Raw genomic sequence first — 21,321 nt, 5'->3', positions numbered from 1 at the left:
CCCGAGGCGACACAGACACGCCACGGATGCGCCGATGGCAGCCGATCGGTCCACCACAGGGACCGCGGCCGGTGAAAACCTCCCAGTCGCGCAATCAGGCCTCTTGCCAGACGGGGCCGCAGACCCTAAGAGCCAAGCATGACCGAGACAGCCCATGACCGCCTTCTTATTATAGACTTCGGCAGCCAGGTGACGCAGCTGATTGCGCGCCGCCTGCGCGAATTGAATGTCTATTGCGAAATTCACCCCTATCAGAATGTCACGATGGATTTTGTGCGCCAATTCGCGCCCAAGGCCGTGATTTTCTCGGGAGGCCCAGACAGTGTGACGCGCGAGGGATCGCCCCGCGTGCCGCAGGAGATCTTTGACTATGGCGTCCCGATCCTGGGGATCTGCTACGGTCAGCAGGTGATGATGCACCAGCTTGGTGGGACGGTTCTGTCCGGTCATGGCACTGCAGAATTCGGTCGCGCCTATGTGACGCCAAGTGACGAACGGATTGATCTGCTCGGTGGATGGTTCCTTGAAAACAAGGAACAGGTCTGGATGAGCCACGGCGACCATGTCTCTGTTATCGCACCAGGTTTCAAGGTTTACGGCACCTCGCCAAACGCCCCTTTTGCCATTACCGCCGATCTCGACCGGCATTTTTATGCGGTCCAGTTTCACCCCGAAGTCCACCATACGCCCAACGGCAAGACGCTCTATGAGAACTTCGTTCGGATTGCGGGCTTTGCCGGTGACTGGACCATGGGCGCCTACCGCGAGCAGATGGTCGAAAAGATCCGCACCGATGTGGGCGACAAGAAGGTGATTTGCGCGCTGTCCGGCGGCGTTGACAGCTCGGTTGCTGCCGCCCTGATCCACGAAGCGATTGGCGATCAGCTGACCTGTGTGTTTGTGGATCATGGCCTGTTGCGCAAGAACGAAGCGCAGGAGGTCGTCGGCATGTTCCGCGACAACATGAACCTGCAGGTGATCCACGCCGATGAAACCGAATTGTTCCTGGGCGAACTCGAAGGGCAATCCGACCCGGAAACCAAGCGCAAGATCATCGGCAAACTGTTCATCGACGTGTTCCAGAAATACGCGGACGGCATTGAAGGCGCGGAATTCCTCGCACAGGGGACGCTTTATCCGGATGTGATTGAATCGGTCTCCTTCTCTGGCGGGCCATCGGTCACGATCAAATCGCACCACAATGTCGGCGGCCTGCCCGAAAAGATGGGGCTGAAGCTGATTGAACCGCTGCGCGAGCTGTTCAAGGACGAGGTGCGCGCCCTCGGACGCGAGCTGGGACTGCCCGACAGCTTTATTGGCCGCCACCCCTTCCCAGGACCCGGTCTGGCCATCCGTTGCCCGGGTGAGATCACCCGCAACAAGCTGAACATCCTGCGCGAGGCCGATGCGATCTACCTCGACCAGATCCGCAAACATGGTCTCTATGACGACATCTGGCAGGCCTTCGTTGCGATCCTGCCGGTCCGCACCGTCGGCGTGATGGGCGATGGCCGCACCTATGACTACGCCTGCGCGCTCCGCGCTGTCACTTCGGTGGATGGGATGACCGCGGACTACTACCCGTTCAGCCATGAATTCCTCGGTGAAACCGCAACCCGGATCATCAATGAAGTCAAAGGCATAAACCGGTGTACCTACGACATTACATCGAAACCGCCGGGCACGATCGAGTGGGAATAACCACCTGGATCGACAAAACAACCTTCCAAAGCCGGTGCCCTCTCGCACCGGCTTTTCTCTTGGCACAGGGATCGTCCGGGCACCCCGGCGCAACACCGCGTTAACCGTGGGCTGCTAGGGTCACGACGAACATCCAGATCGCCGGTTTCGATCGGTGCCCCTTCAAGGACCTGTTTTGTCTAAGATATACTTCTCTCTCGCCTCGGGTCGGTCCGGTTCTGCCTGGCTGGCAGAGTTCCTCTCCACCAATCTCGGGTTCGATGCGGTCCATGAACCGCTCGGCATCGAGGATTTCGGCACGCGAATGCCCAGCATCCGCTTGATGCGCAGCTTCAACAGCTATGGCTCGAATCAGGAAGTGCGCCGTTTCTGGCAGCAAAAACTGGATGAGTTGCCGACCGACGAACCCTATGCCGAAACGAACCATACCCTCGGGAAATGCGGGCTGATCGAGGCCATCGCGGACCATCCGCGCGCGCCGGACACGACCGTGATCGTCCTGCGCCGGTCGCTCTCCCGGCAATGCGCGAGCTATATCAACCGCCACGACTTCAGCAATATCACCACCCTGTGGCAGTGGTATCTGACGCCGCAGTACCCGAGCAATATCGTGAATTCGGCCCCTTTTGAGAAGATGGGGCAAAGCGGAACCGCGCTCTGGTATACGCTGGAAATGGAGTGTCGCCAGACCTACTATGAACGGCTCTTCGGCGATCGCATCCGCTTTGTGCACGCGCAACTGGAAGAGATCACCAGACCGCAAGGCGCCGCTGCCTTTCTGGCCGAGTTGGGCCATGTCGCGGCTCCGATCCTGCCAGACAAGAAAAACGCGAGCCAAATCGCCACATCGCAAGACCTGGTGGCGAAAATTGACCACATGATTGCGCAGCTTGGCTTTGACCCCGACGGGATCGTGGACAGATACCTCGACACCTTCGGCGCGGTGGATGTCACGAAACGGACCAACGCCGCCTGAACGGGCTTGACCCCACCGGCATTTGCCCCCCATCTGCACACAAGTACAGGAAGGGACAGTATGCGGGACAGTGCAGCGGTAAAGAGCGCGGAGCGGGACACAACGTTCCTCTATGCAGGCATCTGGATGATCGGCGCGATCCTGTCGTTCTCGGCGATGGCCGTGGCCGGCCGGGAGGCGAGCCTCTCCCTCGATACATTCGAAATCATGATGTACCGCAGTTGCGTCGGGGTTTTGGTGGTCACGATCCTGATTACCGCACTGCGGCGCTGGCCACAGGTCGGGTTTTCGCACATCAAACAACATGGCCTGCGCAATATGGCGCATTTCACCGGTCAGAACCTGTGGTTCTATGCGGTCTCCGTGATACCCTTGGCGCAGGTTTTTGCGCTGGAATTCACCTCGCCGATCTGGGTCATTCTGCTGGCGCCGATCTTTCTGGGGGAAAAGCTTACGCGCATGCGCGGCCTTGCGGTCTGTCTGGGCTTTGTGGGGATTCTGATCGTTGCCCGTCCCAGCCCGGCGACCTTCAACATCGGTCTTGCCTGTGCCGCCGCATCGGCGGTGTTCTTTGCACTGACGAATATCGCGACAAAGCGGCTGACCCGGACCGAAAGCATCTGGTCGATCATGTTCTGGCTGACGGTGATGCAGCTCGTTCTGGGCATTGTCTTTGCCGGATGGGATCTGGATATCGCCCTGCCTGACGCGCAAAATCTGCCGTTCCTGCTGATTATCGGCTGCGCCGGCCTGAGCGCGCATTTTTGTATCACCAACGCCTTGTCGCTTGCACCCGCTGCAGTTGTGGTCCCCATCGACTTTGTCCGCCTGCCCTTCATCGCGCTGCTGGGGTGGCTGATCTATAGCGAGCCTGTTGAAATCTGGCTTTTTGTCGGGGCGGCTCTGATCCTGACCGGGAACTTCCTCAATATTGTATCTTCCCGGCAACAGTGAGACCCCTGTGCCACGCGGCAGACCAAAGCTGCCGTTCCGTCAACATTGCCTCAGACGTCACATATTTTTTACTCTTCTCTCGGAAGGGTGATTGAAAGATTCTTTCGATTCTCACCCGAGGGAGGACACTTATGAAACATTTTATGGCCGCATCCGTTGCGACTTCACTCATGGCGTCCAGTGCCATCGCTGCTGGCCTGGACCGGACCGGACAACCGGTCGGTATCATCTTTGAAGAGGGGACCTATGCAGAGTTCTCTTTTGCCACCACTTCGCCCGACCTGAGCGGCAATGATGTGGCGGCCTTCAACCCGGCGCAATCTGCCACCGGCGATATCGGCAACAGCTTCAACACGATTGGCGGCGGCTACAAAACCGATCTCAATGACCGGCTGGCCTTCGCCCTGATCTTTGATCAACCTTGGGGTGTGGATGTCCGCTATCCGTCCACTGGCGGGTCCGCTCTTTTGAACGGGACTGCGGCCGATGCGTCGTCCAACTCGCTGACGGCGCTTCTGCGCTACAAGCTGGATGATCGGTTCAGCCTGCACGGCGGTCTGCGCTATCAGGAAATCAAGGGCGATGTGACGCTGTCCGGCGCGGCCTATGGGGCGCTGTCCGGCTATAACGTCAACATCGAAAACGAAGGCGGGTTTGGCTTTGTCGTTGGCGGTGCCTACGAAATCCCGGACATCGCACTGCGGCTTGCGGTGACCTACAGCTCCGAGATCACCCATGATTTCGCCCTGACCGAGAATTTCCCCGCAGCCCTCGGCGGTGCGTCGGTCAATTCGACCACAGAGACCAAGACGCCACAGTCCCTGAACATTGATTTTCAGACAGGCATTGCCAAGGACACCCTGCTGCTCGCCGGTGTGCGTTGGGTTGAACACAGCGCCACGCGTCTTGATCCGCCAGCGGCAAACGCGGCCCTGCCTGTACCGGTCGAGCTGATCACGCTGGACGATTCGATCACCTACACGGTTGGCATCGGTCGCCGTCTCAACGACAACTGGTCTGGGTCCCTCGCCTATATCTATGAGGACGTAGACGGCGACAAACTGGTGTCTCCTCTGGCCCCCACCAAAGGGTCGCAGGCCATCCGTCTTGCTGTGCAGTACCAGAATGCCGGCTTCAAGGTGACAGCGGGCGTGCGCTACACAATGCTGGAAGATGCCTTTGCCGAAACCGGCACGCCGGACACGGCGCGGGCCAGCTTTACCGACAACGATGCGCTCAGCTTTGGCCTGAAGGTCGGCTATTACTTCTGACGCGCCCCCAGCAGTCCAGACACCAAAGCCCCGCCCGAACCGGCGGGGCTTTTTCTATCGCCTTGGCATGGTCGTGACCCCGCGCGGCAATTGACGCCGCTTGCCCAGCTGTCTAGCAAGAAGTCAAAGACCGCGACAAAGGCTTCTGACACATGCTTTATTCCTCCGCTGAGGCGTGGCGCGATGCGCCCTCCAAACGAGTTCTGTTCTTTGGCATGTCTGGCCTGGGCAAGACCTATATCAGCAATATCCTGCGCGGCGACGGTCAATGGTTCCACTATTCCATCGATTACCGGATCGGCACGCGCTACATGGGCGAATACATCACTGACAATGCCAAGGCCGAGGCGATGAAGGTTCCGTTCCTGCGGGACCTGTTGCTGAACGATTCAATTACCATTGCGCCCAATATCACCTTCGACAACCTCAATGCGGTGGCGGCCTATCTCGGCATGCCGGGGGACGCGGCCAAGGGGGGACTGCCGATCGAGGAATACCGCCGACGCCAGGACCAGTTCCGCCGTTCGGAAATCGAAGCCCTGCTTGATACCGCCTACTTTATCGACCGGTCCGAGCGTATCTATGGCTACCCCCATTTCATCTGCGATACCGGCGGGTCGATCTGCGAATGGGTCGATCCGACAGCAGAGAATGACGCCTTGTTGACCGAATTGAGCCAACACGCCCTGCTGATCTGGATCAAAGGCACCGAGGCCCACACCAAAGAGCTGGTTCGCCGTTTTGACCGCGCCCCCAAACCGATGGCCTATCAACCGGAATTTCTGACCGCTGTCTGGAACGATTTCCTGAACGATCACAACATCCAGGAAGAGGATGTTGATCCGCATAGCTTCCTGCGATGGACCTACGCCCAGGCGCTCGCCCATCGTCAGCCGCGGTATCAGGCGATGGCCGAGAAATGGGGCATCACCGTCACTGCCGACCAGATCAGCGAGATCAAGACCACAGCCGAATTCGAAGACTTGATCTCATCCACACTTGAGGCGCGTTCGTAACCCTCCTATCTAGAAAGGCTTCGAGCGCCCTTCGCCCGTGTATCTTCAACCAAAGGACCTGACATGCCTATCAAGATCCCAGCTGACCTGCCCGCCTACTCCGTTCTGTCGAACGAAGGCGTGATGGTCATGACACCGGATCACGCGGCGCGGCAGGATATTCGTCCGCTTCGGATCGGGCTGTTGAACCTGATGCCAAAGAAGATCCAGACAGAAAATCAGTTTGCAAGACTGATCGGTGCGACCCCGCTACAGATCGAATTCTCGTTGCTGCGGATGACCGAACATCAGACGAAGAACACCGCGGCCGAACATATGGCCGAGTTCTATCGCCCGTTTCAGGACATCAAGGACGAGAAATTCGACGGGCTGATCATCACCGGCGCCCCGATAGAACATCTGGAATTTCAAGATGTTACCTATTGGGACGAATTGCGCGAGGTCTTTCAATGGACCCAGACAAACGTGCATTCCACCTTTGGCGTATGCTGGGGCGGCATGGCGATGATCAACTATTTCCATGGCGTCGACAAACACATGCTCGACCACAAGGCCTTTGGCTGTTTCAGGCATCAGAACCTGCAGCCGACGTCGCCCTATCTGCGCGGGTTCTCGGATGATTTTGTCATTCCGGTGTCGCGCTGGACCGAAATGAGCCAGGCAGAAATAGACGCCGCGCCGGGGCTGACGACCTTGCTGGGCAGCCCCGATGTCGGCCCCTGCCTGGTCGAGGACAAGAACCACCGGGCGCTCTATATCTTCAACCATTTCGAATATGATAGCGATACGCTGAAGCAGGAATATGATCGCGACGTGGCAAGTGGCGCGGAAATCAATGTGCCTCGCAACTACTATCCGAATGACGATCCAACGCAGAAACCGCTCAACCGCTGGCGGGGGCATGCGCATCTTCTGTACGGAAACTGGCTGTCTGAGATCTATCAAACCACCCCTTACGACGTAGCGCGCATCGGGCTGGATGTGACAGATCATCGGGTCTGATCGGTGCAGACTGGATCGTTTCTTTTGTTGATGGCGGTCGGGCTGTTGCTTGCGGGCTGCGCCATCTTGGCGGGCGCCGCCGTCCGCGAGGCCCGTAGCGAAGCGGCCTACCCGCCCGAAGGCAAGCTATTGAACTATAACGGCCATCAGGTCCATGTGGTGGAACGCGGCCAACCCCAAGGCACGGCGCCGGATCTTGTATTGATACATGGCTCAAACGGCAGCACGCGGGATATGACCTTTCACCTGTCGCCGGCGCTGGAAGATCGCTATCACATCCTGATTTTTGACCGTCCCGGGCTTGGTTATTCCGACATCATCGACCCCGAGGGCACCAGTGTGCAGACCCAGGCAGAGATGATGCGCAGCGTCAGCCAGCAGCTCGGTGTGGAGCGTCCGATTGTCCTCGGTCAGAGCTATGGCGGCGCGGTTGCACTGGCCTGGGCGACGGACCATCCCGACAGCGTTTCTGCCGTGGTTTCGGTCTCTGGCGTCTCTCACCCCTGGGAGTCGGATCTGCCGCTGTTTTACAAGCTGACCTCCTCAAGGTTGGGTGGTCTGCTGCTGGTCCCCATTCTCAGCGCACTGGTGACGGAAGACTATGTGCTCAATGCGCTGGACGAGGTCTATGCGCCGCAAACGGTGCCCGAGGGCTACGGCGCCCATTTCGGGCTCGCGATGAGCCTGCGCCGCACGTCCCTGCGGGCCAATGCGCGTCAAAGGGCAAACCTCAGGTCCGAAATCCAGGCCATGGCTCCGCGCTATGGCGATCTGTCGATGCCGATCGAGATCGTCCATGGAACCGCAGACACCACCGTCGGGATTTCAATTCACGCAGAACGGCTTGCCAATGAAACTTCAACCGCCCGATTGACCAGGCTGGAAGGCGTCGGCCATATGCCGCACCAGACCCATACCGAGGCGGTGGTTGCTGCGGTAGACCGGGCAGCCAAACGCGCGAACTTGCGTTAACGTCATTAACATCGGACAGTCGTCCAGCAAAGAATGCGGACAGGAAAGGATGGATCAGACATGACCAAGCCGTTTGACGGGGCGATCAGCCAGTATTTTGACAAGACGGCTCCGAGCGATATCCGCAAGGCGATCAAAGGGTCCCACAAGGACGATATCCTCAATCCGAGCTACCCTTACGATGTCGAGATCTCAAAGAAAGACTACACAGCGCAATACGACGCGCTGCAGATCGAACTGGTCAAGCTTCAGGCCTGGGTCAAAGCCACCGGTCAACGCGTGGCGATTGTGTTCGAGGGCCGCGATGCCGCCGGAAAAGGCGGCACAATCAAACGTTTTCGCGAGAACCTTAACCCTCGCGGTGCCCGTGTTGTTGCCCTGTCAAAGCCGACGGAAACCGAGGCCACCCAATGGTATTTCCAGCGCTACATTACCCAATTGCCCGCAGGCGGGGAAATCGTGTTCTTTGACCGCAGCTGGTACAATCGTGGCGTGGTGGAGCATGTCTTTGAATTCTGTACCGATGCGCAGCGCGAGCACTTCTTTTCGCAAGTCATTGAATTCGAAAAGATGTTGGTCGATGAAGGCATTCACCTGTTCAAGTTCTGGCTGAACGTTGGGCGCGCCGAACAGTTGCGCCGGTTCCTTGCGCGTGAAGAAGACCCGTTAAAGCAATGGAAACTCAGCTGGATTGACGTTGAAGGGCTGAAACGTTGGGACGCTTATTCTGAGGCAATCCGCGAAACGCTCACCCGAGCACAGAGCCCGCATGCCCCCTGGACCATCGTGCGGTCAGATGACAAGAAACGCGCCCGGCTCGAAGCTATTCGCCATGTCCTGTTGTCAATTGACTATGACAACAAAGACATTGAAGCGATTGGAAAAGCTGATCCATTGATCTGCGGAGGTCCAGAAATCTGGGATGCCTAAACGCGGCTATCATCATGGCAATCTGCGCCAGGCGCTGGTGGAATCGGCGCTGCGGCTGATCGAGGCGAAGGGACCAACCGGTTTCACCCTGTCAGAAGCCGCGAAACAGGCCGGTGTCACCCCGGCGGCCGTTTATCGCCATTTTGAGGGGCGCGAAGACCTGATTGCGGAAGCCGCCCGGCAGGGTTTTTTGATGTTTGCCGATCTCGTGCAGCATGCCTATGAAAAATACCAGCCCTCCGCCCTTGCAGCGTTTGAGGCGACGGGACGGGCCTATCTTGCCTTTGCCCGCAAACATCCCGGCCATTACATCGCCATGTTTGAAAGCGGCATTTCCACAAACCGCACGCCAGAGCTGTCTGATGCCGCTGCCCGTGCCCGCGGTGTTCTGGAGCGCGCGGCGGCTGAACTCAGCCAGCATATCCCGGCGGAAAAACGCCCTCCGGCCTCGATGTTTTCGGCCCATATCATGGCGATGAGCCATGGCGTGGTGGAACTCTTTGCGCGCAATGCGCCCGGCACCGCATCGCCCTACGCGCCCGAGGACCTGCTTGAATCCGGGATTGGGATCTATCTGCGCGGGCTTGGGTTGATCCAGCCGGACGATTGAAGCGCCCTATGTGCTCCCCCGTCTGATACCTACCGTGTGCCACCCCGTCACGGGACACGCCGCCATGTGACACGCCGCGATGTTACACGTAGGTGTGAAGACAGGCTCCTGCAGCAACAGCCATTTGCCCAGGCACAAAACAAGGGGACGCCAGCAAAAAGGGCCGCCCAGAGGCAGCCCTTTTCAAATCCAAAGTCCAGACAGCGATTAACGCTTGGAGAACTGGAAGGAACGACGCGCTTTGCGGCGACCGAACTTCTTACGTTCAACAACACGGCTGTCGCGGGTCAAGAAGCCAGCCGCCTTGAGCGCGCCACGCAGGGACGGATCATAAAGCTGCAGCGCCTTGGAGATGCCGTGCTTGACCGCGCCGGCCTGACCGGAGAGGCCACCGCCCTTGACGGTTGCGTAAACGTCAAACTGGTCTTCGACACCGGCAACGGTGAAGGGTTGACGCAGGATCATTTGCAGCACGGGGCGTGCAAAATAAGCCTTCATTTCCTTGCCGTTCACGATGACCTTGCCGGAACCCGGTTTGATCCAGACACGGGAAACCGCGTCTTTCCGCTTGCCGGTTGCATAGGAGCGACCCAGCTCGTCCCGAACGGGCTCGCGCGGTGCTTCCAGCTCTTCGGCTGCGGTTTCGACGCCTGCGACAGCGCCCAGCTCTTCGAGAGTAGTGATCTGATCAGCCATCGTCATTAGCTCCGGGTGTTTTTCTTGTTCATGGATTTGACATCCAGAACTTCGGGGCTCTGGGCTTCATGCGGGTGCTCGGCACTTGCATAGATGCGCAGGTTGGTCATCTGCTGGCGGGACAGGCGGTTGCCCGGCAGCATACGCTTGACGGCCTGAAAGACCACGCGCTCGGGGTGTGCACCCTCGAGGATTTGCTGCTTGGTGCGGGATTTGATTCCGCCGGGGTGACCCGTGTGCCAGTAGAAGTGCTCGTCGCGCTTCTTGCCGGTCATCTGGATCTTGTCGGCATTCACAACAATCACGTTGTCGCCCATATCCATGTGCGGGGTGAAGGTCGGTTTATGCTTGCCGCGCAGGCGAGTGGCAATAATCGAAGCAAGACGGCCCAGCACCACGCCTTCGGCGTCGATGATGATCCACTTCTTTTCGATATCTGCCGGGGTAGCAGAGAAGGTTTTCATGTCAGGTCAATCCTGTTTGTCGTGACGATGGCGCCGAAACCGACTCCATCTGAATTCGATGGACGGGGTTTACGGTGCTACCGGCGACACGTCAACACAGGCAATGAACATTATTCCGTTTGTTTTCAGCGTGTTGAAAATTAGGTACTATAATACCCCACACTTACACTCGCTCAGACGCTGATTTGTTCGGGCGGGTTGTCCAGAAGCGTCCGCAGCCGCAACATCGCGTCCTCGAACCGCGCCAGGGTGACGTGACCGTTGACAGCGATGCGCACCGCATTGGGCGCCCGCCCGTCCCGTAGCGCAAACTCATCCGCCGAGCGCAATTGCACCCCCTGCGCCTCCGCCGCGCGGGTAAAGGCGCCGGCCCGCCAGCCCGACGGGAGCTTGAGCCAGAGAAAGGGAACCTGCGCATCCCAGGTCAGCTCGAACGCTCCCAGGGCATTCACCGCAACGCGCACGTATTCGCCCATTTCCTGTCGCACCTTTTGCACCAGCGGTTTGCTGCGAGGATCCGACAGCAGGATCCGTGTCACCTCGGCCAGCGGCTGCGAAAGGCCAAAATAGCCGTATTCCGCAACCCGCCGCAGGTCCGCCGAGCGCCCCACCGGCGCAATCGCAAACCCCACGCGCAAGGCTGGCGTCAGCGATTTGGAGATCGAGGTGACATGCCAGCCAAGTTCTGGCGCCAAGGCACGATAGGTCGGCGCGCGCGCTTCGCCCATCCGGTAACAATCGTCTTCGATGACTTGTACCCCATGACGCCGCAGCACGCGAAGAATCGCCTCCCGGCGCGCCAGAGGCGTAAAGGACCCCGTCGGATTGTGTACTTCGGGACTGGTACAGAGCACCGACGCACCGGAATTGCGGATTACCGTATCCAGCGATTCCGGTACGATTCCATGTTCGTCGATGGCAACCCCGACAACCTTAGCGCGCAAAATTTCGGCAGCTCTGCGAAACCCGGCATAAGACAGATCCTCGACCATAATGGTCGGTGACGCGTCTTTGAGAATCGCCTGCAACACCGTCATCACCGCATTCTGCCCGCCATGGGTCAGGACGATTTCCTGCTCACTCAGCGGTCCGAGGGCAGTGTCGGACAGCCAATCCACCACCGCCTGCCGGACATCCTGATAGGCATCCCGTGTGGGGTAGTTGAGCAGCGCAAGTCGATCACAATCCGCCGCTTTTCGCAGCGCCTCACGGATCAGCGCGACCTGCCCCACATCCACAAGCCGCGGACTGAACAAGCTGACATGATTGGGATTTGTCCGTTCCATCAAGTGCAGCTGGCGCGACCACACGTCGTCCATCACAACGGTTTCACGCTCCGCAACAAAGGTTCCGCGACCAACTTCGGCCTGCAACAATCCCTCGTCCGTCAGGATGGTGTAGGCCCGTGCAACGGTGCCCGGCGTAATGCTCAGCTGATACGCCAGCTCGCGCACAGGTGGTAACTTGGCACCAATCGCCAATGTACCACTCTGCACCGCGGATCGTATCGTATCGGCGACACGCTTATACTTTGGGCCAGGCTTTTCCGCGAGGGATCCGGTGAGCGTGGAGGGCCAAATTGTACCCATAACAATCCCCATTTGGACAAATCATAGCGTTCTTTGTACGCATATACTGCCACTACAAACGAATTGCATCAATACAAAATGTGAGAATGTGAGATAGACCATGATACAAGTTCCAGAACACCCGTCGCAGCTTGACTATCTGACCAGCCGTCCGGCCCTGCCGGTGGTTGCGGAATGGGCAATCGGTGTCGCGGTTCTGGCAACAAAGTGGTCCGTCCGAAAACGCACGCGCCGAGACTTGTCGCGCCTGACCGCTCATCAGCTGCAGGATATCGGGCTGAGCCAGGCCCAGGCGGCGCGCGAATCCACTCTTCCGTTCTGGAAACCCTGATCTCTCCCCGAGGCAATCATTGGGACCAGAACCAACTGTCAGGCCGGGGCGCGTCCCCGGCCCTTTTTGTATGGTATTGCATACCGGATTTCTTAAAATTTTACCTTGATCGAATCCTCCCGCTTCCCTATCTGCGACTGACTTTCGGTACCGATCCCAACCCTGAACTCTTATTCGGGGGGGCGCTAAGGACCGTCTGGATTGTCATCTACTGGAACGAAGGGGCGTGTCATGACCGACGCCAACCTCTTCCAACTGGGGATCGGTCTGGAGACAGGCGCCCATGAGGAAGATACCGCCAGCGGTGGACCCACCGCTATTGTGAACTCTTTGGTCGAAAGCGACCGGGAGGATCATTTCATTCGTCGCGACGGCAAGGTTTTTGCCGGCACACATCTGATCATCGAAGTGATGAAGGGCACCGGGCTGGATTGTCAGACCCGGATCGAAACCGCCTTTCGCAAGATGGTCGAAGTCTGCGGCGCGACCCTGCTGCATATCCACACCCACAAGTTCTCGCCCCAGGGTGTGTCCGGTGTGGCGGTGCTCGCCGAGAGCCATATCTCTGTGCACACCTGGCCGGAGATCGGCTATGGTGCCTTTGACGTCTTCATGTGCGGCGACGCAGAGCCGTGGAAGGCCGTCGATGTGCTGAAATCCGCCTTCGAGACCAATCTGGTCGAAGTGCGCGAGCTGCTGCGGGGCGAGGAAATCGTCGCCAAGGAGGTCGCCGCATGACCGATGAGGTCTGGAACACCGAGCGCCTGCACGGTCATTTTGCCCAGTCCCTGCGGGTCAGCGAAATGTATTATGACAGCGAGACCGAGCACCAGCGGCTCAAGGTCTTTCAGAACGGCACCTTCGGGCGGGTTCTGACGCTGGATGACGTCGTGCAGACCACAGAAGGCGACAACTTCATCTATCACGAGATGCTGACCCATGTGCCGCTTCTGGCGCATGGGGCTGCCAAACATGTGCTGATCATTGGCGGCGGCGACGGTGGCATTGCGCGTGAGGTCCTGAAACACGCCTCTGTCGAGCATGTCACAATGGTGGAAATCGACGCCGGCGTTGTCGATTTTTCACGCAAATACCTCCCCATGCTCAGCCAGGGCGCCTTTGACGATGCGCGGCTCAATCTGGTGATCGACGATGGCGCCGCCTTCATGAAAGCGACGAGAGACACGTTCGACGTGATCATCGTCGATTCCACCGACCCCATTGGTCCGGGCGAAGTGCTGTTCACCGACACGTTCTATGGCCACGCCGCCCGCGCGCTGTCGGCAGAAGGGATCATCGTCACCCAGAACGGCGTGCCGTTCATGCAGGGGGACGAACTCACCAACACGATGCGGGCGTTTCAGACGCTGTTTGCCGATGCGAGCTGCTATCTCGCGACCATTCCCACCTATGTGGGCGGCCCGATGGCGCTTGGGTGGGGCAGCCATTCGACCAAGGGGCGCGACATTGACCTTGCAAAGCTCGAAGCCCGGTTCGCCGCCGCGGACCTGCGCCCGGACTACTACACGCCCGCGGTTCACAAGGCGGCCTTTGCGCTGCCGGGATATGTTCAAAAACTGTTTCCCTGAAGCAGCTTGTCCGCCGCAATTAAAGAGCGCCCCGGAGCAATCCGCGGGCGCTTTTCAGTTCCGTTTGGGCGGAATGGAATAGGTCATCGTGGAGCGCGCCACGGGCTCCTCCTTGCCCTCAGAAAACAACAGAATGTCCCCCACCGCCAGCGTGCGCCCCAGCTTGAGCAGGCGCGCCTGAGCCAGCAGGTCACGGCCGTTTTCCGGTTTGCGCATGAAATCAAATGACGCATTTGTCGTGACGGCCAGAGCCTCGCGCCCGAGATGGGCCAACACCAGCGCATAGACCGATACATCCGCCAGCGCGAACATGGCGGGACCGGACACGGTGCCGCCCGGCCGCAAATGCTGTTCCTGCACATGCAACCGCATGGTAATGCTGCCGGGCGCCAAAGTCTCGACCGAGAAATCCCCCCGCAACTGCGGAAACACGTCCTCCAGATAAGCGGCCAATTGCGGCGCGTCGAAAACCAGATCCATGCTATGCCCCTTTGCCTGTATCGGCGTACTCTGCACGAGATCTCCGCTGCAACAACCCTGTCGCCATACAACGTTGCGGCATATGCCACGCGATCCATTCCGAGACATCGAAAGCGATATAAATTTCCTAAAATTTTCAGAAAATTCAGGCTTTGTTTACGTTTGGCATAGTATTGTTTCCATATTGAGGCTTCCAAACAAGGCAAGAAAATGTCAAGAGTTGGGCAAGCCTGATGGCTTGACGCAATTCGGGCCGCTGCTTCGAACCGTCCCTCCAACCGGATCTCTCACCCGGACTTGACGTTCACGAAGCTGCGGCCCTAATTTTCTCTCCCCTCTCCCTCTATCTCTGTTCGGACGATATTGCGCCGACGCCCCGGCTGGCTTATCTGGCCTGTCATGACACATGAACTTCACATCGTTGGCGGCGGAATGGCCGGATCCGAGGCCGCCTGGCAGGCGGCCCATATGGGCATCAAAGTGGTCATCCACGAGATGCGACCCAAGGTCGAAACCTTTGCCCACCAGACCGGCAACCTGGGCGAGATGGTCTGTTCCAACTCGTTCCGGTCCGACGATGACGAGCAAAACGCCGTGGGTCTGCTGCATTGGGAAATGCGGGCCGCGAACGGGCTGATCATGGCCGCGGCCGAGCAACACCGCCTGCCCGCAGGTGGCGCGCTGGCCGTTGACCGTGAGCCCTTCGCCGAAACCGTGACGGCGCGCCTAAAAGCGCACCCGAACTTGCGTGTCTCTTACGAAGAGATCACCGAATTGCCGGATGACGGGCATTGGATTTTCGCCACTGGTCCGCTCACCTCGGCGGCCCTTGGCGAAGCGATCCAGCGCGAGACCGGCGCGGAGCGTCTGGCCTTCTTTGATGCCATCGCGCCGATCATCTACGCCGACAGCATCGACATGTCGAAGGCCTGGATGCAGTCCCGTTATGACAAGGGAGAGACCGAGGAGGAGCGCACCGCCTATCTCAACTGCCCGATGGACAAGGACCAGTATGAGGCCTTTATCGACGCGCTGCTGGCCGCCGACAAGACCGAGTTCCACGAGGGCGAAACCGCCGGGTATTTCGACGGTTGCCTGCCGATTGAAGTGATGGCGGAACGCGGCCGCGAAACTCTTCGCCACGGGCCGATGAAACCGGTCGGCCTGACAAACCCGCATCAGCCGGACATCAAGGCGCATGCGGTGGTGCAACTGCGCCGCGACAATGCGCTGGGAACACTGTTCAACATCGTCGGCTTTCAGACCAAGATGAAGTATGGCGCCCAAACCGATGTTTTTCGGATGATACCCGGCCTGGAGAATGCCAGCTTTGCCCGCCTTGGCGGCATCCACCGCAACACGTTTCTGAACTCCCCGACCCTTCTCGATTCTGAAATGCGGCTCAGGTCCAAACCCAACATTCGCTTTGCCGGGCAAGTGACGGGTGTTGAAGGATATGTTGAAAGTGCCGCTATGGGGCTTCTGGCCGGCCGCCTCGCCGCTGCCGAGATCCTGGGGCAAGCCCTGCCTCCGGTGCCGCAGGACAGCGCCATGGGGGCCCTGATCCACCACATCACCGGTGGCGCCGAGGCCAAGACGTTTCAGCCGATGAACGTGAATTTCGGTCTGTTTCGCCCCGTCGACGGGTTGAAAGCCGGCCGGCGCGGACGCAAGGATCGCTACAAGGCCTATACTGATCGCGCCAAAGATGCGTGGCAATCATGGCTCGGCAACTTTTCATAGACGTTCTTCGGGCGGCCGGGTTACACTGTTCGCATGACCGAAAAATTTCTCGAAAAAACCTATGGGCTCGAGACGGTCGAAGAGACGCTCGAGCACTATAACCGCTGGGCTGCCAGCTACGACGCGGAAATCGCCGAAAACGCCTATGCCACGCCGGGCCGGATCGCGGACGCGCTCTGGTCATTGCTGCCGGATCCAGCGGCGCAGATCCTTGATTTCGGGTGTGGCACCGGTCTGTCCGGGATCGCCCTGCGGCGCGCCGGCTATGAGATCATCGACGGGCTCGACCCATCGGTCGAAATGCTCAAAGTCGCAGGGGCCAAGGATGCCTATCGTCGCCTGACCCTCGTCGACCCCAAGGACACAAAGCCGTTTCGCGCGGGCCTGTACCGGGCTGTTGTCGCCTGTGGTGTCTTAGGGGTTGGGGCGGCTCCGGCCACCGTATTGACCCGCCTGATGCATGGGCTCAACCGAGGTGACCTGTTGGCCTTTTCGCTGAACGATCAAAGCCTTGCGGATAAATCTTATACATTCGCCATGAACGAATGGCTCGATTGTGGCGCTGCCAGTTTGCTGTTTCGGGAGCATGGCCCGCATCTTCCCGGTCTCAACCTTAATGCTGATGTCTACGTGATTGAAAAGACGTGACCTTCACGACCAGGTTTGCCCCATCGCCGACCGGACCGCTGCATCTTGGGCATGCCTATTCCGCCCTGCTCGCCGCAGGTCTTGCGGATGCCCACGGCGGCACATTCATATTGCGCATCGAAGATATTGACCAATCCCGCGCTCGCCCAGCCTGGGAGCAACAGATCTATGAGGATCTGAACTGGCTCGGACTGCGCTGGAGAAAACCTGTCTTGCGCCAATCCGACCGGCTGCCGCGTTATGCCGAGGCCCTGGCAAAACTCTCGGACCTTGGCCTGACCTACCCCTGTCGATGCAACCGCGCCGATATCGAGGCCGCCGCAGGGGCACCCCAGGAAGGCGTGCCGCAGTTTGGCCCCGATGGGCGGATTTACCCGGGCACCTGTCGCAACCGAACGATAGCCGAGGCCACACCCCAGGATGTGATCCGTCTCAATATGGCAGCCGCGCTGTCCGACTTGAACGAACTCAGTTTTATCGAAACATCCGAGACCCTTGGCGGCAAGATCTCAATCAATCCGACTCATCTTATTGAGGCGGTGGGGGACGTCGTGCTTGTGCGCCGGAACATGGGGACATCGTACCATCTGTCTGTTGTGGTCGATGACGCCGCGCAGGCGATCACGGATGTGGTTCGCGGCGCCGACCTCTTTGAAACCACGCAGATCCACGTCGTGCTTCAGACATTGCTGAAGGTGCCGGTGCCACGGTATCATCATCACCGGCTGATCCGGGATGACCATGGCAAACGTCTGGCAAAACGCGACGACGCGCGCGCCATCGCCAAGTACCGCGCCGAAGGAGCCACACCGGAAGATATTCGCAGAATGGTCGGCCTGCCGACCATAAAAGAAACCGGTAAAATCAGCTCATTGGCGCCATGATCTCATGCTCTTCTCCATCGCGGATCGCGGTGTAGAAACAGCTGCGGCGGTTGGTGTGACAGGCCGGTCCGGTCTGGCGCACGATCGCAAGCAACGCATCGCGATCACAATCCACACGCAACTCTTGCAGCTCTTGCACGTGGCCAGAGCTTTCGCCCTTGACCCAGAACGATTTACGCGAGCGGGACCAATAGGTTACGCGCCCCGTTTCAAGCGTCTTTGCGATGCTTTCTGCGTTCATCCAGGCCATCATCAGGACCTCGCCGCTCCCGGCATCCTGTGCGATGCAGGGCACCAGCCCGGCATCATTGTATGTCAACGTGTCAGGCGAGAATGTCACCGAAGTCTGCATGTCAAAAACCTTTTGCATCTGAGGAGTGCACCCCTATGTATTGAGAACGCAGTGCAAGGGAAACCCCAAGGAAAGCGCAGATGTCCGGCGAAACAGATCTGATCAAACTCTATTCGACAAAGATCCTGGCCCTTGCGGCGGAGATCCCTCATCAGCAGCGCCTGGACACGCCTGACGCGACGGTGAAGCGGCGCTCTCCGCTCTGTGGATCCACCGTGACTGTCGATATTGCAGTCGAGGACGGTGTGGTGGCGCGATTTGGGCAGGATGTCAAAGCCTGCGCCCTTGGTCAGGCCTCGGCTTCGGTCGTGGGCCAGGCCATTCTGGGCCGCAGCCTCGCCGAGGTGGAGACCGCGCGCAACCAACTGAAAGCGATGCTGATTGAAGGCGGGCCGGCGCCGCAGCCGCCTTTTGACGGGCTGGAAGTTTTGATGCCCGCACGAGAGTTCAAGAACCGGCATGCCTCTATTCTTCTTGCGCTTGAGGCAACACTGGAAGCCATGCAAACCGCGCTCAAGGCAGATTGCGCCTGATCCGGGCCACGCTGTTTTATCAGGTTCCCCCAGTCAAAGTCAGAAAAAAACCGCCGCACATCCGGGCAGATGGCGGCGGCCAGTGGCAGTATCTTCATGCGGGACCCGGGAACACCAAACACCGATGGGCCGAGGCCGAAGGGTGCGGATCGAACAGGCAATCAATCCTGGCAAACAAGAGGCTGGCGCCCCCGGCATGAAAACACAGGCAAACCCTATGGGGATCAGAACAAGCTGGGCAGATGCAGGCCGACGACCAGCATGACAACCAGAGAAGCGGCACCAATCGCATCCTGAAGGAGCGTTGTTTGGCCATTGCGTAGTGCAGATTTGAATTGCGTAACCATCTTGAAACCTCTCCGCTGTCTGTCAGGCGCCTGCGACGCTTCTGTTGCCCCTTTGTTCTCACTTTACGAGGTCGCTGTAAAGAACTTTTTGAGAACATTCGTGAACAAATCAGCACAAGCCAGGAGAGGCGTGCAATTACCCCACGGAAATCAGACGGATAGCTTCGTCCTGCCGTAACAACCACAACAGCGTTCTGGCCGCCCGGCCCCGCGCGCCGACCAGATCGGGATCGGAGGTCATCAGCGCCCGCGCATCGCTTTGCGCCACGGCCATTAGGTCCGCCTGCTGCTCCAGATCTGCAATGTGAAATCTCGGCAAGCCAGACTGCGCCGTGCCAATGACATCCCCGGCGCCGCGCATCTGCAGATCCGTTTCGGCAATCAGGAAGCCATCTTCGCTCTGCCGCAGCACTTCCAACCGTTTACGCCCGCCTTCGCTCAGCGGCGGTTGATACATCAGCAGGCAGGTGGATTCTGTACTGCCCCGGCCAACACGCCCGCGCAGCTGGTGTAGTTGCGCCAGCCCGAAAATCTCGGCCCGCTCGATCACCATGATGGAGGCATTGGGCACATTGACGCCCACTTCGATCACCGTGGTCGCCACCAGAACCCGCGTCCGCCCCTCCTGGAAGGCCGCCATGGCAGCGTCCTTTTCCCGCGGTGGCATTTGCCCGTGCACAAGACCGACCAGATCGTCGCCAAGGATGGCGCGCAACTGCTTGAACCGGACATCCGCGGCGGTCAGATCCATGACCTCCGACTCTTCAACCAGCGGACAGACCCAGTAGCATTGCCGTCCTTCAGAAATGGCGCGGCGAAGATGGTCGACCACTTCTGACATCCGCTCGGTGCTGATGATTGCGGTCTTGATCGGTTTGCGGCCCGGCGGTTTTTCATCCAGGATCGAAACTTCCATATCGCCATATTGGGTCAGCGCAAGCGATCGGGGGATCGGCGTCGCGGTCATCACCAGTACATCGGCGCGCTGGCCTTTTTCTGCCAGCTCCATTCGTTGCCGCACACCAAAACGGTGCTGCTCGTCCACGACGACCAGACGCAGCGCATTGAATGATACATCCGCCTGAAAGACCGCATGCGTGCCCAGAAGGATGTGAATATCCCCACGCGCCAGCGCATCGAGTTTTGCCTTGCGGTCCTTTCCCTTGTCCCGACCGGTCAAAATTTCCAGCACCACACCCGCATCTTCCGCAAGGGGCTGCAGCCCCTCCATATGCTGGCGGGCCAGGATTTCCGTCGGGGCCATCATGACCCCCTGCCCCCCGGCTTCGACGGCCACCAGCAGCGCCATAAAGGCGACGAGCGTCTTGCCTGCCCCGACATCGCCTTGCAGCAACCGGTTCATCCGCCGCTCGCTGGCCATCTCGGCGGTGATTTCCTCGATCGCACGTCCCTGTGCGCCGGTCGGGCGATAGGGCAAAGCGGCAAGGACCTTGCGCTGCAGCGCCCCGGTTGCGACCGAACGATGCCCGGGCTGTTCCCGTTCGACAGAGCGGGCAATCGCAAGGGTCAACTGATGCGCAAACAGCTCGTCATAGGCCAGTCGCGCACGCATTGGGCTGTCCTGTGCTAGATCCTCGACACCAGCCGGCGCATGGGCCGCCGCAAGGGCGGTATGCCAATCCGCCCAGGCCTGTTGTTTTTTGTACGAGGCGTCGATCCATTCCGGCAGCTCGGGGACCCGGGTCAAGGCACTTTGGACCGCCTTGAAGATGGTTTTCTGGCTAATGCCGTGGGTCAGCCGATAGACCGGCTCGAATTCGGGGATCTCTGATGCTTCGGCCAATGGCACCATATGATCGGGATGGACCATCTGAGCGGTCCCGTCAAAAAGCTCCAACTTACCCGAAACGACGCGCCGCGCCCCTTCCGGCAGTTGCGCGGTCAGATAGCGACTTCGACCGTGAAAGAACACCAGTTGAAAGTCGGTTTCCTGATCGCTGACATCAATACGATAGGCCCCGCCCTTGTTTCGCGCTGGACGATGCTGGCCAACAGTCACCTCGACCGTCGCCGTCGTCGGCAAGGTCAAACCTTTGATGGTTTCACGCCGACGGCGGTCGATAACCTGATAGGGCAAGGAAAACAGCAGGTCCCGCGGGGCTGTTATATTCAACTGCGCAAAATGTTCGGCCGTTTTGGGGCCGACGCCTTGCAAAGTTTCCAGTTCCGCAAAAAGCGGGAACAACTGTTCCGGGCGGCCGCTCATCGTTTC

At 59.1% G+C, this 21,321-nt stretch carries 22 protein-coding genes; 16 read left to right on the top strand and 6 right to left on the bottom strand.

The window, feature by feature from the left end; all coding sequences use genetic code 11:
• The first annotated feature begins 138 nt into the window (after positions 1 to 138).
• From guaA to TRIHO_RS12470, 9 genes are all read left to right on the top strand, one after another.
• On the top strand, positions 139 to 1,701 hold the full coding sequence (gene guaA, locus TRIHO_RS12510) for a glutamine-hydrolyzing GMP synthase (protein WP_068244015.1): 1,563 nt from the start codon (positions 139 to 141) through the stop codon (positions 1,699 to 1,701).
• 175 nt (positions 1,702 to 1,876) lie between these two features.
• Positions 1,877 to 2,677, top strand: a complete 801-nt coding sequence (locus TRIHO_RS12505; protein WP_232367780.1) for a hypothetical protein — start codon at positions 1,877 to 1,879, stop codon at positions 2,675 to 2,677.
• A gap of 60 nt (positions 2,678 to 2,737) precedes the next feature.
• Complete coding sequence (locus tag TRIHO_RS12500; protein WP_068244012.1) at positions 2,738 to 3,631, top strand: DMT family transporter; 894 nt, start codon at positions 2,738 to 2,740, stop codon at positions 3,629 to 3,631.
• Between the two features lie 131 nt (positions 3,632 to 3,762).
• Complete coding sequence (locus TRIHO_RS12495; protein WP_068244006.1) at positions 3,763 to 4,902, top strand: outer membrane protein transport protein; 1,140 nt, start codon at positions 3,763 to 3,765, stop codon at positions 4,900 to 4,902.
• 152 nt (positions 4,903 to 5,054) lie between these two features.
• Positions 5,055 to 5,918 (top strand): ATPase, encoded by an 864-nt coding sequence (locus TRIHO_RS12490; RefSeq protein WP_068244004.1) that lies wholly within the window; start codon positions 5,055 to 5,057, stop codon positions 5,916 to 5,918.
• A gap of 63 nt (positions 5,919 to 5,981) precedes the next feature.
• On the top strand, positions 5,982 to 6,920 hold the full coding sequence (gene metA, locus TRIHO_RS12485; RefSeq protein WP_068244002.1) for a homoserine O-acetyltransferase MetA: 939 nt from the start codon (positions 5,982 to 5,984) through the stop codon (positions 6,918 to 6,920).
• 3 nt (positions 6,921 to 6,923) lie between these two features.
• Positions 6,924 to 7,892, top strand: coding sequence for an alpha/beta fold hydrolase (locus TRIHO_RS12480; protein ID WP_232367779.1), 969 nt, complete (start codon positions 6,924 to 6,926; stop codon positions 7,890 to 7,892).
• Positions 7,893 to 7,952: 60 nt separating this feature from the next.
• A complete protein-coding gene (ppk2, locus tag TRIHO_RS12475; RefSeq protein ID WP_068244000.1) occupies positions 7,953 to 8,822 on the top strand; it encodes a polyphosphate kinase 2 in 870 nt (289 codons plus the stop codon).
• Positions 8,815 to 9,432 (top strand): TetR/AcrR family transcriptional regulator, encoded by a 618-nt coding sequence (locus tag TRIHO_RS12470; protein ID WP_068243999.1) that lies wholly within the window; start codon positions 8,815 to 8,817, stop codon positions 9,430 to 9,432. The genes ppk2 and TRIHO_RS12470 overlap by 8 nt, the downstream gene beginning before the upstream one ends.
• A gap of 207 nt (positions 9,433 to 9,639) precedes the next feature.
• Here the strand turns inward: TRIHO_RS12470 and rpsI are convergent, their stop codons facing one another.
• From rpsI to TRIHO_RS12455, 3 genes are all read right to left on the bottom strand, one after another.
• On the bottom strand, positions 9,640 to 10,128 hold the full coding sequence (rpsI, locus tag TRIHO_RS12465; RefSeq protein WP_068244442.1) for a 30S ribosomal protein S9: 489 nt from the start codon (positions 10,126 to 10,128) through the stop codon (positions 9,640 to 9,642).
• Positions 10,129 to 10,133: 5 nt separating this feature from the next.
• Entirely contained in the window at positions 10,134 to 10,592 is a 459-nt protein-coding gene (rplM, locus tag TRIHO_RS12460; protein WP_068243997.1) for a 50S ribosomal protein L13, read from the bottom strand.
• Between the two features lie 173 nt (positions 10,593 to 10,765).
• Positions 10,766 to 12,181 carry an aminotransferase-like domain-containing protein gene (locus TRIHO_RS12455; protein WP_068243994.1) on the bottom strand — a complete coding sequence of 472 codons (1,416 nt, stop codon included), beginning with the start codon at positions 12,179 to 12,181 and terminating at the stop codon, positions 10,766 to 10,768.
• A 100-nt stretch (positions 12,182 to 12,281) separates the two neighbouring features.
• On the opposite strand from TRIHO_RS12455, the gene TRIHO_RS12450 reads away from it, so the two are divergent.
• The 3 genes from TRIHO_RS12450 (at position 12,282) to speE (ending at position 14,101) form a co-directional block, all read left to right on the top strand.
• Positions 12,282 to 12,512, top strand: coding sequence for a DUF1127 domain-containing protein (locus tag TRIHO_RS12450; RefSeq protein WP_068243991.1), 231 nt, complete (start codon positions 12,282 to 12,284; stop codon positions 12,510 to 12,512).
• Between the two features lie 231 nt (positions 12,513 to 12,743).
• Positions 12,744 to 13,250: an adenosylmethionine decarboxylase gene (gene speD, locus TRIHO_RS12445; RefSeq protein ID WP_068243988.1), complete on the top strand. Its 507-nt coding sequence runs from the start codon at positions 12,744 to 12,746 to the stop codon at positions 13,248 to 13,250.
• Positions 13,247 to 14,101, top strand: coding sequence for a polyamine aminopropyltransferase (gene speE / locus TRIHO_RS12440; protein ID WP_068243985.1), 855 nt, complete (start codon positions 13,247 to 13,249; stop codon positions 14,099 to 14,101). The genes speD and speE overlap by 4 nt, the downstream gene beginning before the upstream one ends.
• 54 nt (positions 14,102 to 14,155) lie before the next feature.
• On the opposite strand, the gene TRIHO_RS12435 is transcribed toward speE, so the two are convergent.
• On the bottom strand, positions 14,156 to 14,581 hold the full coding sequence (locus TRIHO_RS12435) for a PaaI family thioesterase (RefSeq protein WP_068243979.1): 426 nt from the start codon (positions 14,579 to 14,581) through the stop codon (positions 14,156 to 14,158).
• Between the two features lie 399 nt (positions 14,582 to 14,980).
• On the opposite strand from TRIHO_RS12435, the gene trmFO reads away from it, so the two are divergent.
• Genes trmFO through gluQRS form a run of 3 tightly spaced genes read left to right on the top strand, consistent with a single transcriptional unit; the run spans position 14,981 to position 17,856 of the window.
• Positions 14,981 to 16,324, top strand: a complete 1,344-nt coding sequence (gene trmFO, locus TRIHO_RS12430) for a methylenetetrahydrofolate--tRNA-(uracil(54)-C(5))-methyltransferase (FADH(2)-oxidizing) TrmFO (RefSeq protein WP_068243976.1) — start codon at positions 14,981 to 14,983, stop codon at positions 16,322 to 16,324.
• 33 nt (positions 16,325 to 16,357) lie between these two features.
• Complete coding sequence (locus TRIHO_RS12425) at positions 16,358 to 16,972, top strand: class I SAM-dependent DNA methyltransferase (protein WP_068243973.1); 615 nt, start codon at positions 16,358 to 16,360, stop codon at positions 16,970 to 16,972.
• Entirely contained in the window at positions 16,969 to 17,856 is an 888-nt protein-coding gene (gene gluQRS, locus TRIHO_RS12420; RefSeq protein WP_068243972.1) for a tRNA glutamyl-Q(34) synthetase GluQRS, read from the top strand. The genes TRIHO_RS12425 and gluQRS overlap by 4 nt, the downstream gene beginning before the upstream one ends.
• On the opposite strand, the gene hisI is transcribed toward gluQRS, so the two are convergent.
• The gene (gene hisI / locus TRIHO_RS12415) at positions 17,837 to 18,226 is read right to left on the bottom strand and encodes a phosphoribosyl-AMP cyclohydrolase (protein WP_068243971.1); all 390 of its coding nucleotides are present in this window, start codon (positions 18,224 to 18,226) and stop codon (positions 17,837 to 17,839) included. The genes gluQRS and hisI overlap by 20 nt on opposite strands.
• 62 nt (positions 18,227 to 18,288) lie before the next feature.
• Here hisI and TRIHO_RS12410 point away from each other — a divergent pair, with 62 nt between their 5' ends.
• Positions 18,289 to 18,741, top strand: coding sequence for an iron-sulfur cluster assembly scaffold protein (locus tag TRIHO_RS12410; RefSeq protein ID WP_068243968.1), 453 nt, complete (start codon positions 18,289 to 18,291; stop codon positions 18,739 to 18,741).
• Positions 18,742 to 19,224: 483 nt separating this feature from the next.
• Here TRIHO_RS12410 and recG read toward each other — a convergent pair whose 3' ends face one another.
• Complete coding sequence (recG, locus tag TRIHO_RS12405; RefSeq protein WP_068243965.1) at positions 19,225 to 21,315, bottom strand: ATP-dependent DNA helicase RecG; 2,091 nt, start codon at positions 21,313 to 21,315, stop codon at positions 19,225 to 19,227.
• Positions 21,316 to 21,321: the final 6 nt, after the last annotated feature.

The sequence above is a fragment of the Tritonibacter horizontis genome, assembly GCF_001518015.1.
GTDB classification, from domain to species: Bacteria; Pseudomonadota; Alphaproteobacteria; order Rhodobacterales; family Rhodobacteraceae; genus Epibacterium; species Epibacterium horizontis.
The sequence above is the reverse complement of the archived record's forward strand: the minus strand, read 5'-3'. Positions and strand labels throughout refer to the sequence as shown.

What these genes read in the sequence shown, in the direction of transcription:
- guaA (WP_068244015.1), top strand. Translation starts at nt 139, where the DNA reads ATGACCGAGACAGCCCATGACCGCCTTCTTATTATAGACTTCGGCAGC.
- TRIHO_RS12500 (WP_068244012.1), top strand. Translation starts at nt 2,738, where the DNA reads ATGCGGGACAGTGCAGCGGTAAAGAGCGCGGAGCGGGACACAACGTTC.
- TRIHO_RS12495 (WP_068244006.1), top strand. Translation starts at nt 3,763, where the DNA reads ATGAAACATTTTATGGCCGCATCCGTTGCGACTTCACTCATGGCGTCC.
- TRIHO_RS12490 (WP_068244004.1), top strand. Translation starts at nt 5,055, where the DNA reads ATGCTTTATTCCTCCGCTGAGGCGTGGCGCGATGCGCCCTCCAAACGA.
- metA (WP_068244002.1), top strand. Translation starts at nt 5,982, where the DNA reads ATGCCTATCAAGATCCCAGCTGACCTGCCCGCCTACTCCGTTCTGTCG.
- ppk2 (WP_068244000.1), top strand. Translation starts at nt 7,953, where the DNA reads ATGACCAAGCCGTTTGACGGGGCGATCAGCCAGTATTTTGACAAGACG.
- TRIHO_RS12470 (WP_068243999.1), top strand. Translation starts at nt 8,815, where the DNA reads ATGCCTAAACGCGGCTATCATCATGGCAATCTGCGCCAGGCGCTGGTG.
- rpsI (WP_068244442.1), bottom strand. Translation starts at nt 10,128, where the DNA reads ATGGCTGATCAGATCACTACTCTCGAAGAGCTGGGCGCTGTCGCAGGC.
- rplM (WP_068243997.1), bottom strand. Translation starts at nt 10,592, where the DNA reads ATGAAAACCTTCTCTGCTACCCCGGCAGATATCGAAAAGAAGTGGATC.
- TRIHO_RS12455 (WP_068243994.1), bottom strand. Translation starts at nt 12,181, where the DNA reads ATGGGTACAATTTGGCCCTCCACGCTCACCGGATCCCTCGCGGAAAAG.
- TRIHO_RS12450 (WP_068243991.1), top strand. Translation starts at nt 12,282, where the DNA reads ATGATACAAGTTCCAGAACACCCGTCGCAGCTTGACTATCTGACCAGC.
- speD (WP_068243988.1), top strand. Translation starts at nt 12,744, where the DNA reads ATGACCGACGCCAACCTCTTCCAACTGGGGATCGGTCTGGAGACAGGC.
- speE (WP_068243985.1), top strand. Translation starts at nt 13,247, where the DNA reads ATGACCGATGAGGTCTGGAACACCGAGCGCCTGCACGGTCATTTTGCC.
- TRIHO_RS12435 (WP_068243979.1), bottom strand. Translation starts at nt 14,581, where the DNA reads ATGGATCTGGTTTTCGACGCGCCGCAATTGGCCGCTTATCTGGAGGAC.
- trmFO (WP_068243976.1), top strand. Translation starts at nt 14,981, where the DNA reads ATGACACATGAACTTCACATCGTTGGCGGCGGAATGGCCGGATCCGAG.
- TRIHO_RS12425 (WP_068243973.1), top strand. Translation starts at nt 16,358, where the DNA reads ATGACCGAAAAATTTCTCGAAAAAACCTATGGGCTCGAGACGGTCGAA.
- hisI (WP_068243971.1), bottom strand. Translation starts at nt 18,226, where the DNA reads ATGCAAAAGGTTTTTGACATGCAGACTTCGGTGACATTCTCGCCTGAC.
- TRIHO_RS12410 (WP_068243968.1), top strand. Translation starts at nt 18,289, where the DNA reads ATGTCCGGCGAAACAGATCTGATCAAACTCTATTCGACAAAGATCCTG.
- recG (WP_068243965.1), bottom strand. Translation starts at nt 21,315, where the DNA reads ATGAGCGGCCGCCCGGAACAGTTGTTCCCGCTTTTTGCGGAACTGGAA.